This window comes from Bradyrhizobium sp. 195 (assembly GCF_023101665.1).
Classification (GTDB): Bacteria; Pseudomonadota; Alphaproteobacteria; order Rhizobiales; family Xanthobacteraceae; genus Bradyrhizobium.
The window spans coordinates 5868140-5881954 of the sequence record NZ_CP082161.1; the positions used below are offsets into that span (position 1 = coordinate 5868140).

A 13815-nucleotide genomic window follows, 5' to 3' on the forward strand; every position below is an offset into this window, starting at 1 on the left:
TCAGGCCGCGGTCGACCCGAATTCGGGCACCGCATCCTTGAGGATAGTCCTGATGGTGGCGCGATCGTCGCGCGCGATCGCCTGCTCGAGCGCCGCGGTCCACTTGCGCAGCGTCTGCATCGGCGGCTCGTTCGGCTGCGCGGCCATGATGCCGGCAACTCCGATCTCGCGGGTCGGCTCCTCGGAAGCGAACAGGATCTCGTGGAGACGTTCGCCCGGCCGCATGCCCGTGAACACGATCTCGATGTCGTAGCCGGGCTGCAATCCGGAGAGGCGGATCATGCGCTCGGCGAGATCGACGATCTTCACCGGCTGGCCCATGTTGAGCACGTAGACCGAGACGTCGGGACGCTGCGTTCCGAGCGCATGCGTGGCCGCGGTGATGACGAGATCGCAGGCCTCGCGGATGGTCATGAAGTAGCGGACCATGTCGGGATGCGTCACCGTCACCGGGCCGCCGGCCTCGATCTGCGCCTTGAATTTCGGCACCACCGAGCCGTTCGAGGCCAGCACGTTGCCGAACCGGACCGAGATCAGCCGCATCGGCGGCTTGGCGCCGTGCGCCGCGGCTGCGAGGTCGTGATCCAGCGCCTGGCAGTACATCTCGGCAAAACGCTTGGTCAGGCCGAGCATCGACACCGGCTCGATCGCCTTGTCGGTCGAAATCATCACCATGGCTTCGGCGCCGGCGGCAACGGCGGCATCCGCAACGTTCATGGAGCCGAAGATGTTGGTCTTGACGCCCTCGCTCCAGTCGCGCTCGAGGATCGGCACGTGCTTGAGCGCCGCGGCGTGGAACACGATGTCCGGCTTGAACCCGGCCATCAGGCGCATGATGCGCTCGCGGTCGCGAATGTCGGCGATCCGTCCTTCGATCTCGGCGACCGCGCCTCGCGCGGCGAGCGCTTCCGTGATGGCGTAGAGCGCCGGCTCCGAGTTTTCCACGATCAGGAGCCGCGCCGCGCCAAAGGCAACGACGCGCTCGCAGATTTCGGAACCGATCGAGCCGCCGCCGCCGGTGACGATCACCGCCTTGCCGTTGATCAGGGCTTCCAGGCGGGCATAATCGATCGTCTCGCTCGGCCGCAGCAGGAGGTCCTCGACCGCAACGGCGGTGAGCCGCGGCGTATCGCCACTCTCGAGCGAGGGCATCCGGTTGACGATCACCCCTAACTTGCGCGCCCGCATCAGGATCGATTCCGGATGCGCCTCCGGCTCGAATGCCGACGGCGTCATGACGAGGCGCGCGATCGGTTTGTTGCGCTTGGCGAAGTCGGCGATGATGTCCTCGACGTCGTCGATGCCGCCCAGCACCGGCACGTTGCGGATGAACTGGCCGCGGTCGGAGGTCGAGGGCGACAGCACACCGACCGGCCAGATGCGCTTGATCGCCCCGCTCTCGATGCCGCGCAGGAGCACCTCGGCATCCGCGGCGCGGCCGATCAGCAGCGTCGGCGCGGCCTCCTCGCCTCTGGCGTGACGCCGCACCCGCGTATAGCGGAAGTAGCGGTAGGCCATGCGCAGCGCGCTGAGGAAGGAGATCTCGAGGAACCAGTAGAGGACGATCGTCACCTTGCCGAGGAAGAAGGCGCCACGGACGTTGGGGGCGACGAAGATGTAGTCGAGCACGAGCAGCGCGACCGTCAGCACGGTCGCGACGCGGATGATGTTCAGCGCGTCAGGCAGCGAGATGAAGCGCCATTTCGTCGTGGTCAGGTTGAAGATAAAGAACACGACGACGCTGAAGGCGAGGAAGTAGGGCAGGATCTGGAACAGCAACGGCAAGCGGTCGAAGAAGCCGTCACCACCCTCGAATCGCAGATAAAAGGCGGCAAAAAGCGCTGCCGCGGTCGCCAGCAGGTCGTGGAGCGCGATCAGGAAATTGCGCAAGGTGAGATGCGAAAGACGCGTCATCCGCCGACCGATGAAAACCCAGTTAGATGCAACCTGACCGCGCTGATAGCCCATCTGGACCAGACTTGCCAGCCGCGCGGCCGCTCAGGAACCGGCTTCCCCCATCTTAGCCTCGCGCTGTTGTGCCCGGATCACCATGCCGCCGGCGACGCCGACGCCGATGACGTACATCCAGCCCTCGTGGAAGTCGAACAGATGGGAGTTGAACAGCGAGGTGAAGACGTTCTGCACGACCACCAGAAGCCCGATCCAGTTGACAAGCCCGTCGCCGCGGAACAGCTGCAGATGCAGGATCCAGATCGCGTAGAGAACCGCGATGCCGATCACGCCCCACTGCACGGCAACGTTGAGGGTCTGGTTATGCGGGTTGCCGATCACCTCGGCAGAGGCCTGGTACAGACCGCTGGGCGTCGCGACGCGTTCGAACAATCCGCGCGTCGAGCCGGTGCCGTGCCCTATGATCGGCGCCTCTGCGAAGAAGCCGAGCGACTTCCGCCAGAACTCGAGCCGCAGGCCGAGCGAGGTCGGCTCGCCCCTCTCGACATAGCGCGTGTAGTCGTCGGAAAACCTCTCGGCGGTATGGCGCAATTGCGGCGAGGCCTGCCAGGCGAGAGCGGCGCCGACGAGCAAAGCGGCAGAGATGAGCGCAATGCTGCGCCATTTGAGGTGAAGCAGCGCGAACACACCGAACATGATCGGAACGGTGACGAGCGCGGTGCGTGACACCACCACGAAGGTCATATTGACGAAGAAGCTCAGCGCCAGCGCCGTGAGCAGCCCGGCGAACCAATATCGCTTCGCGCGCAGCAGCGTCACGATCGGATAGGCGAGCGCAACGGCGCAAAGCGCGAATTCCTGGCTCTGGTTGATGTAGTTCTTGACGAAGATGCCGCGTTCGGGCGGATCGGTCTTGAGGGCGAGGTTCGGGTAGAAGGCGACCAGCCAGGACATCACCGACATCAAGGCGCAGGACACCAGGAAGGCGATGAATATCCAGTGGCCGCGCTGCGATCGCTCGAAATGATAGAGCAGGACCGGCAGCACGAGCAGCTTCATGGTGGGATTGACCGCGTAGAAGCGCGCGCCCCAGGTCGCGTCCGACCAGAGTGTCCCCACCAGCGCGAGCAGGACCAGCGCGATCGGCGCAATGCAAATCGGACGCTTCAGCGATTGCAGGAACGCGCGGACGTCGAGGAACGGCACCATGCAGAGCAGCATCAGCGCATTGAAGATCCCCGTGAGCGAGGTCGACCAGGGCAGCGAGGCCGCGGTCAGGACCGCGAATATATCGACGGTCTCGCGCCAGGCGGCCGGGCTGCGCAGGCGGCGAAGCAACATTTCGCCGGTCGTCTCGCGTGCGAGCGCGGTCACTTGTCGCCTCCCCGGGCGCGATGCACCAGCGCCGTCGTGCTGAAGCCCTGGAGGATGTCGACCAGCACGACCATTCCGCCGGCTTCCTCGACGACCTCATGGCCGACCACCTGCTCGCGGGTGTAGTCGCCGCCCTTCACCAGCACGCCGGGCTTGATCCGCCTGATCAGGTCGATCGGCGTGTCCTCATCGAAGATGACGACGAGATCGACGGCCTCGAGCGCGGCGAGGACCTCGGCACGCGCGCGCTCGTCCTGGACCGGCCGCTCGGCGCCCTTGAGCCGCCGCACCGAGGCGTCGCTGTTGAGCCCTACGATCAGGCGGTCGCAGGCGGCGCGCGCCGCGGTCAGCACCTTGACGTGGCCGGGATGCAGGATGTCGAAACAGCCATTGGTGAAGCCGACGCGCTGGCCCTGCCGCTTCCATTCGGCGAGCTGCGCGTCGAGCGTATCAGGCTCGAGCACGATCTTCTCCTCGGCCGCGAGACTGGCATGCGGAAGGATCTTGCGGCGCAACTCGGCCGCGCTCACGCTGGCGGTGCCTTGCTGGCCGACGGCGACGGCGGCCGCCGCGTTGGCCATGCGCAGCGCCGTATCCCAGTCCGCGCCGGTCGCAAGCGACACCGCGAGCGCGGCGGCGACGGTGTCACCGGCGCCGGAGACATCGCGCACTTTCACCGGAAAAGCCGGAACGTGAACGGCCTCGCCGCCCCGCGGCACCAGCGTCATGCCGTGCTCGCCTTGGGTGACCAGGATCGCCTTGCAATCGGCGAGCCGCATCACATCCTCGCTGGCATCGACAATGCTCTGCAGCGTGTCGGCGCGGCTGCGCGTCGCTTCCGAAAACTCCTTGCGGTTGGGCGTGAGCAGCGTGGCGCCGCGATAGATCGCCCAGTTCAGGCTCTTGGGATCGACGATCACGGGCTTGCCGAGTTTTCGCGCGGCATCGATGGTGTGGCGGATGACCCGCGCCGTCAGCACGCCCTTGGCGTAGTCCGAAAGCAGCACGATATCGGCGCGCGCGATCTGCGGCAGGATCGCCTCGATCAGCCTGGTCTCGATCTCATCGGAGGCAGGCAGCGCCTGCTCCCAATCCGCACGCAGCATGTGCGTGGAGAAATGTTCGGAGACAAAGCGGACTTTTCGCGTGGTCGGCCGCGACGGGTCGCGCACCAGCACGTTCTCGATGCCGGCGAGCTCATCCAGCGCCGCCTGGAGCCGTGCACCGGCATCGTCCTCGCCGACGAGGCCGACGAAGATGCAGCGCGCGCCGAGAGACGCGACATTGCGCGCGACATTGCCGGCGCCGCCGATATGGATCTCGCTGCGCTGTGCAGCGATGACAGGCGTCGGCGCTTCCGGCGAGATCCGCGACACCTCGCCATAGACGAACTCGTCCAGCATGATGTCGCCGATGCAGAGCACCGTGCGGCCCGAGATGGCCTGCGCGAGGGCGTCGAAATCGAGAATAGGCGTCGGCATGGTCTTTGGGCCTCAGGTCCTTGGGGCCTCAGCGGAAGCGGTCGGGCCGGTCGAGATAATCCCCGACATAGGCCTTCACCGCATCCTCGAGCGTCGTGAAACCGCCGTTATAGCCGGCGCGGTGGAGGCGATCGACCTCGCTCTGGGTGAAATACTGGTAGCTGTCGCGGATCTGCTCGGGCATATCGATATATTCGATGTTGGGCCTGGTGCCGAGCGCCGCATAGGCCGCCAACATCAGATCCCTGAAGCTGCGCGCCTTGCCGGTTCCGACGTTGAAGAGTCCGGATACCGACGGCGTCGCGAGCAGCCACATGACGACCCGCACGACGTCGTCGACATAGATGAAATCGCGGCGCTGATCGCCGTCTTCGATGCCTTCACGATGCGACTTGAACAGTTGCACGACACGGCCGGCCTTGACGTCGTCGAAGCGACGCGCCAGCACGCTCATCATCGAGCCCTTGTGATACTCGTTGGGGCCGAAGACGTTGAAGAATTTTAGCCCGGCCCATTGCGGCGGGAGCCGATCGCCGTTCGCCACTCGCTCGGCAACAGTGAGATCGAACAGGTGCTTGCTCCAGCCGTAGAGATTCATCGGCCGCAGTTTCTTCAGCGCCGGCAGCGAGGCATCGTCGTCAAAACCTACCGTGCCGTCGCCATAGGTCGCCGCCGAGGAGGCGTAGATGAACGGCACTGCGTTCATCGTGCACCAGTCCAAAAGGCGCATCGACAGACGGAAGTTGGTCTCGATCACGAGGTCGCCGTCGGTCGCGGTGGTCGCGGAAATCGCCCCGAGATGAATCGCTGCATCGAGCTTGCGGCCCTTCAGCCAGTCCATCAGCTCGGCCGGCGGAACGATATCCACAAGCTGGCGCTTGGCGAGATTCCGCCACTTGCCCTCGTTGCCGAGAAAATCGCAAACCACGACGTCGCTGCGGCCCGCATCATTGAGCGCGGCCACGACGTTCGATCCGATAAAACCGGCCCCGCCGGTCACCAGCAACATTCCGAAATCCCTGCCCGATTTTTGCGGCCCGGTCCTGCCGTAGCGCATGAGCCGCCAAAGTGTAAGCGGTTTTGGGATTGAGCGGTCTGCCGGCTTTACCTGCCGGTCCGGAGCGGCTAACCGAAGCGCCACATCAGATTGCCCGGCTCCATTAACGAATGAACCAAGATTCGCAATTTAGCGGAGATGCAGATCGGGACGATACTCGCCCGATCCTGATCATTCCCTACATGTGGATCGGCGATTTCGTCCGAAATCACACCGTCGTTCGCGTTTTGAAGGAGCGCTGGCCCAATCGCCCGGTCGATCTGCTGACCACCTCCCTCTGCGCCCCGCTGGTCGATTACATGCCCGGAGTGCGCGCTGGGATCGTCTGGGATCTGCCGCGCGGCCGCCTCGCCGTAGGCCGCCAGCTCGCCCTGGGGAAGCTTCTGCGTGAGCGGAACTATGGCACGGCCCTGGTGCTGCCGCGGACCTGGAAGGCGGCCATCGCGCCCGCCCTCGCCGGTATCCCTGAACGGGTCGGCTTTGTCGGTGAGTTCCGGTTCGGCCTGCTCAACCGCTGGCGCTGGGGTGAGAAGAAGCTGCCCCGTTTCATCGACAAGAACGCCGCCTTGGCCCAGCCCGACGGTGCCTCCCTACCTCCGGAATGGCCAGTGCCGCAATTGCGGGTCCCGGCCGAGGACATCGTCCGCTGGCGGCAGGCCAATGGCCTCAGCGCCGGTGCCGCAGTGGCGCTCGCCCCAGGCTCGGTGGGGGTCTCAAAGCGCTGGACGTACTATCCGGAGGCGGCCCGGCTCCTGGTCGAGCGCGGGCTTGAGGTCTGGGTGGTCGGCGGCCCCGCGGAAAAGGGCCTCGCCCAGGAGATCGTCGCGGCAGGCGGCCGGGGCGTGCGTGACCTCACCGGCAACGACTTACGCAACGGCGTGCTGGCCATGGCCGCGGCCGGCGTCGCCATCTCCAACGACTCAGGCCTGATGCACATCGCAGCCGCCTTGGGCACACCCACCATGGGCATCTTCGGCCCGACCAGCCCCTATCTCTGGGCGCCACTCAACGGCCTTGCCGCAACCGTGGTCCAGGACAAGAGCGTGTTGTCCTGCCAGCCCTGCCAGAGCACGGTCTGCAAGATGAACGACCACCGCTGCATGCGCGATATCGCGGCGAGCGAGGTGGTTGGGATTGCGCAGCGGGTGCTGAGGGAGGCGGCGCGGGCGACGAATTGAGCGTGGGGAGGCCTGCGCCAATGATGACATCACGCCGGTGTCGTCAAATCCACAACACATCGCACTAGCAACCAAGCCGTTGATTTCGCTAGCCCCGTCTACTGTGCATGGGGTTGTTTTCGCGGTTTTGTTCGCGACCACGAACGCAACGGCTCACAGCAGCGGCCGATAGACCTCGCCGATGCGCGCCGCTTCGGCATTGAGGCTGAACCGTTCGAGTACCCGCGCCCGCCCCTGCTCGCCCATGGCGGTCGCAGCAGTCACGTCGCGCATCAATGGCTCGAGCGCCGCTGCCAGCGCGTCGGCATCACCCGTCGGGATCAGCAGGCCGCTCACGCCATCCTCCACCACGAGCTCGGCCGCGCCGGCACGCGCGGCGACGAGCGCGCTGCCCGCCGCCATCGCCTCGATCAGCGTCAGGCCAAAGCCTTCATTGCGTGAAGTGAAGGCGTAGATCGTCAGCCGTTGGTACCAGCGCTGCACCGCTTCGATCGGCAGCTCGCCGGTGATGACGATGCGAGATTGCAGGCGGGCGGCCTCAATCCGCTTCTTCAGGTCATTGGCGAAAACAGTCTGCTCGGCCGTGACCTGACCGACGATGACAGCGGTGAAATCCGGATAGCGCGGCAGCAACCGGCACATTGCATCGACAAACACATCGGTGCCCTTCTGCGCCCGCACGCGACCGAAGCACCCGATGGCGTAGCGGCCCGGCAGCGCGGCTTCCGCGAACGCCGCAGCGCGGTCCTGCGGCGGCGCATAGACGTCGGTGTCGACGCCATGCGGGATGACAGTCGCCTTCACCTTCAGGAACGATGCCGAGATGTCCGACGTCGCGATGATCGCGTCCATGCGCCGGATCAGCCAGCGCGTGATCCAGCTGTGGTGCCGCTGCGCCGCAGAGGTGAACACGAGTTTCAACGGCCAGCCGAGCGCGCGCAGCGCAACGCCTGCGATCATCTCGTTGTTGCGCCGTGCGTGCCAGATCAAGGGCGCCTTGCGGCGCCACAGCTTCAGGAAATCGGCGACGGTCAGGCGCGCAATCCCCGCCGGCGCATCGGATCCGAACCACGCGGCGCGGTACAGTTTCGCCAGTCGCGGCGCCACCATCCGGTTGGTCGCAGTGACCCCGGAATAGCGCCTGTGCAGATTTGGCACGATCACTTCGAGATCGCCGGGGAAATTCGCCACGTCACGCTCCGTTTCGAAGGTCCCCTATACGCAACATTAAGCATAGTGACCAGTTCAGCCGCGCCGATACCCCCTCTTCACCACGCAAGCGCTAGCTTTGCGCGTTGATCGAAGACGGGTGAGATCATGACTGTGCTAGTCACCGGCGGCGCCGGCTATATCGGAAGTCACACGGTCCTGGCGCTGGCGGAAGCCGGCGAGGACGTCGTCGTGATCGATGATCTCTCGACCGGTTTCTCCGCCTATCTGCCTGAGGGCGTGCCGCTGTTCATTGGCGATGCCGGCGACGAGAACCTGCTCGAGGGCGTGATCGCCCAGCACAACATCGAGAGCATCATCCATTTCGCAGGCTCCGTCGTCGTGCCGGATTCGATGCGCGATCCGCTCGGATACTACCGCAACAACTTCATGACCGCGCGCAACCTGCTCAACGTCGCAGTCAAGCGCGGCATCAATCGCTTCATCTTCTCCTCGACCGCCGCCGTCTACGGCAATCCGGACCAGGTCCCGGTGCCCGAGCACGCGCCGACGCGGCCGCTCTCGCCCTATGGCTCGTCGAAGCTGATGACCGAGATCATGCTGCACGACGTCGCCGCCGCCTACGGCATGCAGTATGTCACCTTGCGCTATTTCAACGTCGCCGGCGCCGATCCGCAGGCCCGCATTGGGCTCGCCACCGTGGGCGCCACGCATCTGCTCAAGATCGCGGTGGAAGCCGCAACCGGCCAGCGCGCCAAGATCGACGTGTTCGGCACCGACTATCCGACTCCGGACGGAAGCTGCATCCGCGACTTCATCCATGTCACGGACCTCTCGCAGGCGCACCGCTCGGCCCTCGCGTACTTGCGCAATGGCGGCGCCTCGACAACGCTCAATTGCGGCTATGGCCGCGGCTATTCGGTGCTGGAGACCATCGACGCCGTGCGCCGGGTTTCGGGCCGCAGCTTCGCCGTGCAATACGCCCCGCGCCGGCCGGGCGACATCATGACCATGGTCGCCGACACCAGCCGCATCCGCAGCCTGCTCGACTGGAGGCCGCAATACGAGGACCTCGAGACGATCGCGGCCCATGCGCTGGCGTGGGAGGACAAGCTGTTCCATGAGCGCCATGGCGAGCTCCGCCAGGCCGCCTCGGCCTAGATTCCCTTCCGACGCAAGCCCTTAATTGGGCTTGAAAAACCCCGCTTGAGCGGGCACAGAGGCCCATCGATCCCTGACGCGCGGGCAGGCTTTGTCCTGCGCCGTCAATGGACACCGGATGGCCCAGTTTCCAAAGAAAATCACCGACGATCCCTATGCGGCAGCGACCCTGATTCGCCGCCTCGTCACGGAACAGGGCGTCGTCTACTGGCGGCGCTACCTCGTCGCCTTCGCGCTGATGGCTGTCGCCGCGGGCGCGACCGCCTGCGCGACCTATGTGCTCGGCCAGGTCATCAACCAGGCCTATGTCGACAAGAACATCCCGGGCATCGCGATGTTCTCTGGGATCACGGTGCTCCTGCTGTTCATCAAGGGCGTGGCGACCTACGGCCACATGGTGATCCTGACCAAGATCTCGAACGCCATCCTCGCCACCAACCAGCGCCAGCTGTTCGCCAAGCTGATGCGCGAGAGCGTCGGCTTCTTCTCCGAGCGGCATTCCTCCGAATTCCTGGCGCGGCTGACGGCCGGTGCCAAGTCGATCACCGACGTGCTCAACATGCTGGTCAACGCCATCGGGCGCGATCTGTTGATGCTGCTCGCCATGATCGGCGTGATGGTGTGGCAGGACCCCGTGATGTCGTTCATCGGCCTCGTCGTGGTGCCGCCGGCGATGCTGGTGCTGCGCAAGCTGGTCAAGCGCATCAAGGGCCTCGCCTTCAACCAGTTCACCGGCACTGCCGACATCATGGAGACGATGCAGGAATCGCTTCAGGGCATCCGCACCGTGAAGGCGTTCACGCTCGAAGACACGATGCAGAAGCGCATCGACGAGAACATCGCGATCGTCGAGCGCAACGCCAACAAGATGGCGCGCGTCGCCAACCGCTCCAACCCGCTGATGGAAATGCTCGGCGGTTTCGCGGTCGCGGGCTGCCTGATGTACGGCGGCTACAGCGTGGTCGCGCTCAACGCCACGCCCGGCGCGTTCTTCTCCTTCATGACGGCTTTCCTGATGGCGACCGAGCCGGCCAAGCGGTTGGCGCGGCTCAACATCGACCTCAACAGCCAGTTGGTCGGCGCCCGCATGCTGCTCGAGGTGGTCGACAGCCCGGCCAGCGAGCGTTCCGACGACGACAAGCCGGCGCTGAAGCTATCCGACGCGCGCATCGAACTGCGTGACGTCAGCTTCTCCTACCGCAGCGGCGAGACCGTGCTCAACCGCATGAGCTTCGTTGCCGAGCCCGGCAAGGTCACCGCGCTGGTCGGCCCCTCCGGCGGCGGCAAGTCGACTGTGCTGGCGCTGCTGCTGCGGTTCCATGAGGTAACGCAGGGGGACATCGTGATCGACGGCCAGTCGATCGGCGCGGTCTCGCGCAAGTCGCTGCGCGCGCAGACCGCCTATGTCGGTCAGGACGTCTATCTGTTCCGCGACACCATCCGCAGCAACATCGCCTTCGGCAAACCGGGCGCAAGCGAGGACGAGATCATCGAAGCCGCGAAGGCGGCCTGCGCGCATGATTTCATCATGGGTTTCCCGCTTGGCTACGACACGCCGGTCGGCGAGCATGGCACGCAGCTGTCCGGCGGCCAGCGCCAGCGCATCGCGGTGGCGCGCGCACTGATCAAGAACGCGCCGGTCATCCTGCTCGACGAAGCCACCGCGGCGCTCGATTCGGAATCCGAGCGTCAGGTGCAGGAGGCGATCGAGCACCTGTGCCGGAACCGCACCACCATCGTGATCGCGCATCGCCTGCACACCATCATGCACGCCGACGCCATCCTGGTGGTCGAGGGCGGCGAGATCGTCGAGCAGGGCCGGCATGACGAGCTGCTCCGCCGCGGCGGCCGCTACGCCTCGTTCTTCCGCCTGCAGCATCACGATTCCGGCGCACTGGCGCCGATCAGCGCAACCGCCTAGAATTCCCTGTCAACCTCAAGAGCCGCGAGACCCACATGAACGCCGCCTCCTACGTCATCCCGCTTCCGCCGCAGGCTTCGCTTCCCGTCGTCGGAGAAAGCGGCCTTTACCCGGTCCGCCGCATCTGGTGCGTCGGCCGCAATTATCTCGAGCACATCCGCGAGATGGGCAATGACGAGCGCGCCCCGCCGTTCTTCTTCGCCAAGCATGCCGACATGCTGGTGCCCGACGGCGCCACCATTCCCTATCCGCCGCTGACCAAGGATCTGCATCACGAGGTCGAGCTGATCGTCGCGATGAAGAGCGGCGGCCTCAACATCCCCGCCGACAAGGCGCTCGACCACGTTTATGGCTACGCCGTCGGCATCGACCTCACCCGCCGCGACCTCCAGATCGCCTCGCGCAAGAAGGAGCGTCCGTGGGAGGTCGGCAAGTCGTTCGACGGCTCCGCGCCGTGCTCCGCGGTGCAGCCGGCTTCGAAGATCGGCCACCCCGCCAAGGGCAAGATCTGGCTGACAGTCAACGGCAAGGAAGCCCAGAAGGGCGATCTCACCGAGCTGATCTGGAACGTGCCCGAGATCATCTGGCAGCTGTCGCAGCAGGTGAAGCTCGCCGCCGGCGACATCATCATGACCGGCACCCCGGCCGGCGTGTCGCAGCTCCAGCCCGGCGACAAGCTCGAATGCGGCGTCGACGGCGTCGGCACGCTGAAGGTGAGCATCGGCCAGCCGGAGTAAGCTGGAATCGTAGGGTGGATTAGCGAAAGCGTAATCCACCAACATCCTGGCTGTGGCGAGATGGTGGATTACGCTACGCTAACCCACCCTACGCACTACCAGGCCTTCACCGGCCGATTGGCGTGGCTTGTCTGCGGCACACCGCGATTGAGCGACATGTGCGAATGCACGCACAGCCAGCCCTCGATATTCTTCGAAAAGATCATCGTCGCTCGGCCGGGGCGTGCAAACGTGCTGCCATCGGGATGATAGCCTGTGCTCGTCCACGGCGCGATCACTGTCGCCATCGTGCCATCGGCGGACGCCAGAACGGAAGTCTGATCGAGGACGAAGCGGAAGTCGGCCGTCTTCGGCCAGACATTGTCCCATTGCGTCGTGACCCATTGGTCCAGGCCGGGGATGACGTCGTTGTGCGTGCCGAAGGCAAGCACGTCCGGATGAAAGAGCGGCCGCGCCGAGGCGTAGTCGACCTCGCGGACATAACCCGCGAAAGTTTCCAGCCACGCGCGGAAGAACTCGGCAATCTCCGTGTTCGCGGTCGGCAAAGAAGCTACGACCATCACCGCAACGCCGACATCACGATGAGGCCGAGGATCAGCGCCGTCAGCGAGTATTTTAGCGTGTAGTAGACGTTGCGATTCCACTCCTTGACCTTGCGGCTGGCGAGATGGATCTCGTAGAGCTTGCCGAACACCTTATTGAGCACGCCGACATTCTCGCCCTCGACGTTCTGGGTCGCCGACGCCTTGACGATGTGGTGGCTGACCCAGCGGTTGATCGCGGTCATGAAGCCGAACTTCATCGGGCGCTCGACATCGCAGAACAGGATGATGCGGTTGACGTCGGTCGCATTCTCCGCGCTGTGGATGAAGGTCTCGTCGAACATGAAGGCCTCGCCGTCGCGCCAGACGCATTCGACGCCGTCGACCAGGATCCGGCACTTGTTCGAATTCGGCGTGACCAGGCCGAGATGGTAGCGCAGTGAGCCCGCGAAGGGATCGCGGTGCGCGCCCAGCTTGCCGCCCGGCGGCAGCATCGCGAACATCGCGCCGTGTACGATCGGGATCGACTTGAGCAGCTCCACCGTCTTCGGGCACAGCGTGTTCGCCGACGGCAGGAAGTCGTCATACCACTTCAGGTAAAACCGCTTCCAGCCGCTCTTGAAGAAGGAATAGAAGCCCCAGTCGTTGTTCTTGGCGGCTGCGCGAATGAATCCTTCGTCGAACAGACGCACAGCCTCGTCTCGGATGGTCTCCCAGTTCTCGCTGAGCGGCTTCAGCTCGGGAAACTGCTCGACCGAGATCACCGGCTTGTTGGGCACGGCCGAGCCCGCATACATCAGCACGTTATAGGGTGCGAGATAGGTCGAGTGATCGCCGAGCTGGCGCGCGAAGCGCAGCCGCTGCTTGCCGCGGAAGTGAACGTAAATCGTCGAGGCCGCCAGCACATAAAGAATGACGGGTTGCGGCGCAAAAAGCTGTTTCAACATTTCCCCGTTCCCCAGTGAACCCAGCCGGGGACGTCATCTACTCCGCACCGGCCTGAGCGGCAAGATATTCACCGCCAGGTTGAGGTTCACACTGGCGAGAGCGCGGGGACGGAGTCGTGGGGCCGAACCCGGATCGGGACCGAGCCAAATCAGGCCCGGGACAACGCCTGGAGGCCCTTGAAAGTCAGGCGCTTGGGGTCGGTGACGCCGGCGAGATAGAGACGGCGGATGAAGGCGATGACGGCGTCGCGGTCGCAATCGGTCAGGGCGACGACGGCGTCGACTGCGATTCTCTGGGCTTCCATTGGGCTTACCTCGGCCTTGCGAGTCACCCCG

At 65.0% G+C, this 13815-nt stretch carries 12 protein-coding genes; 4 read left to right on the forward strand and 8 right to left on the reverse strand.

Going from position 1 to position 13815, the window contains the following annotated elements; translation table 11 throughout:
• The 4 genes from IVB26_RS27505 to rfaD all read right to left on the reverse strand — a co-directional run bounded on the left by IVB26_RS27505 (position 1) and on the right by rfaD (position 5775).
• Positions 1-1914 carry an SDR family NAD(P)-dependent oxidoreductase gene (locus tag IVB26_RS27505; RefSeq protein ID WP_247968244.1) on the reverse strand — a complete coding sequence of 638 codons (1914 nt, stop codon included), beginning with the start codon at positions 1912-1914 and terminating at the stop codon, positions 1-3.
• Positions 1915-1998: 84 nt separating this feature from the next.
• The gene (locus tag IVB26_RS27510) at positions 1999-3285 is read right to left on the reverse strand and encodes an O-antigen ligase family protein (protein WP_247968245.1); all 1287 of its coding nucleotides are present in this window, start codon (positions 3283-3285) and stop codon (positions 1999-2001) included.
• Positions 3282-4766 carry a D-glycero-beta-D-manno-heptose-7-phosphate kinase gene (gene rfaE1 / locus IVB26_RS27515; protein WP_247968246.1) on the reverse strand — a complete coding sequence of 495 codons (1485 nt, stop codon included), beginning with the start codon at positions 4764-4766 and terminating at the stop codon, positions 3282-3284. The genes IVB26_RS27510 and rfaE1 overlap by 4 nt, the downstream gene beginning before the upstream one ends.
• Positions 4767-4794: 28 nt before the next feature.
• Positions 4795-5775, reverse strand: coding sequence for an ADP-glyceromanno-heptose 6-epimerase (gene rfaD, locus IVB26_RS27520; protein WP_247968247.1), 981 nt, complete (start codon positions 5773-5775; stop codon positions 4795-4797).
• Between the two features lie 158 nt (positions 5776-5933).
• On the opposite strand from rfaD, the gene waaF reads away from it, so the two are divergent.
• Positions 5934-7001 carry a lipopolysaccharide heptosyltransferase II gene (gene waaF / locus IVB26_RS27525; RefSeq protein ID WP_247968248.1) on the forward strand — a complete coding sequence of 356 codons (1068 nt, stop codon included), beginning with the start codon at positions 5934-5936 and terminating at the stop codon, positions 6999-7001.
• Positions 7002-7154: 153 nt separating this feature from the next.
• Here the strand turns inward: waaF and IVB26_RS27530 are convergent, their stop codons facing one another.
• Positions 7155-8192 carry a glycosyltransferase family 4 protein gene (locus IVB26_RS27530; protein WP_247968249.1) on the reverse strand — a complete coding sequence of 346 codons (1038 nt, stop codon included), beginning with the start codon at positions 8190-8192 and terminating at the stop codon, positions 7155-7157.
• A 126-nt stretch (positions 8193-8318) separates the two neighbouring features.
• Here IVB26_RS27530 and galE point away from each other — a divergent pair, with 126 nt between their 5' ends.
• The 3 genes from galE to IVB26_RS27545 all read left to right on the forward strand — a co-directional run bounded on the left by galE (position 8319) and on the right by IVB26_RS27545 (position 11990).
• Positions 8319-9332, forward strand: coding sequence for a UDP-glucose 4-epimerase GalE (gene galE, locus IVB26_RS27535; RefSeq protein ID WP_247968250.1), 1014 nt, complete (start codon positions 8319-8321; stop codon positions 9330-9332).
• 118 nt (positions 9333-9450) lie between these two features.
• Positions 9451-11253 carry an ABC transporter ATP-binding protein gene (locus tag IVB26_RS27540; protein WP_247968251.1) on the forward strand — a complete coding sequence of 601 codons (1803 nt, stop codon included), beginning with the start codon at positions 9451-9453 and terminating at the stop codon, positions 11251-11253.
• Between the two features lie 35 nt (positions 11254-11288).
• The gene (locus IVB26_RS27545; RefSeq protein ID WP_247968252.1) at positions 11289-11990 is read left to right on the forward strand and encodes a fumarylacetoacetate hydrolase family protein; all 702 of its coding nucleotides are present in this window, start codon (positions 11289-11291) and stop codon (positions 11988-11990) included.
• A 95-nt stretch (positions 11991-12085) separates the two neighbouring features.
• On the opposite strand, the gene IVB26_RS27550 is transcribed toward IVB26_RS27545, so the two are convergent.
• From IVB26_RS27550 to IVB26_RS27560, 3 genes are all read right to left on the reverse strand, one after another.
• Positions 12086-12550 (reverse strand): YybH family protein, encoded by a 465-nt coding sequence (locus IVB26_RS27550; RefSeq protein ID WP_247968253.1) that lies wholly within the window; start codon positions 12548-12550, stop codon positions 12086-12088.
• Positions 12550-13479 carry an aspartyl/asparaginyl beta-hydroxylase domain-containing protein gene (locus IVB26_RS27555; protein WP_247968254.1) on the reverse strand — a complete coding sequence of 310 codons (930 nt, stop codon included), beginning with the start codon at positions 13477-13479 and terminating at the stop codon, positions 12550-12552. The genes IVB26_RS27550 and IVB26_RS27555 overlap by 1 nt, the downstream gene beginning before the upstream one ends.
• Positions 13480-13628: 149 nt before the next feature.
• The gene (locus tag IVB26_RS27560; RefSeq protein ID WP_007612486.1) at positions 13629-13784 is read right to left on the reverse strand and encodes a hypothetical protein; all 156 of its coding nucleotides are present in this window, start codon (positions 13782-13784) and stop codon (positions 13629-13631) included.
• Positions 13785-13815 lie beyond the last annotated feature (31 nt).

Coding starts and splice junctions, on each gene's coding strand:
- IVB26_RS27505 (WP_247968244.1), bottom strand. CDS start 1,914: ATGACGCGTCTTTCGCATCTCACCTTGCGCAATTTCCTGATCGCGCTC.
- rfaE1 (WP_247968246.1), bottom strand. CDS start 4,766: ATGCCGACGCCTATTCTCGATTTCGACGCCCTCGCGCAGGCCATCTCG.
- rfaD (WP_247968247.1), bottom strand. CDS start 5,775: ATGTTGCTGGTGACCGGCGGGGCCGGTTTTATCGGATCGAACGTCGTG.
- waaF (WP_247968248.1), top strand. CDS start 5,934: ATGAACCAAGATTCGCAATTTAGCGGAGATGCAGATCGGGACGATACT.
- galE (WP_247968250.1), top strand. CDS start 8,319: ATGACTGTGCTAGTCACCGGCGGCGCCGGCTATATCGGAAGTCACACG.
- IVB26_RS27540 (WP_247968251.1), top strand. CDS start 9,451: ATGGCCCAGTTTCCAAAGAAAATCACCGACGATCCCTATGCGGCAGCG.
- IVB26_RS27545 (WP_247968252.1), top strand. CDS start 11,289: ATGAACGCCGCCTCCTACGTCATCCCGCTTCCGCCGCAGGCTTCGCTT.
- IVB26_RS27550 (WP_247968253.1), bottom strand. CDS start 12,550: ATGGTCGTAGCTTCTTTGCCGACCGCGAACACGGAGATTGCCGAGTTC.
- IVB26_RS27555 (WP_247968254.1), bottom strand. CDS start 13,479: ATGTTGAAACAGCTTTTTGCGCCGCAACCCGTCATTCTTTATGTGCTG.
- IVB26_RS27560 (WP_007612486.1), bottom strand. CDS start 13,784: ATGGAAGCCCAGAGAATCGCAGTCGACGCCGTCGTCGCCCTGACCGAT.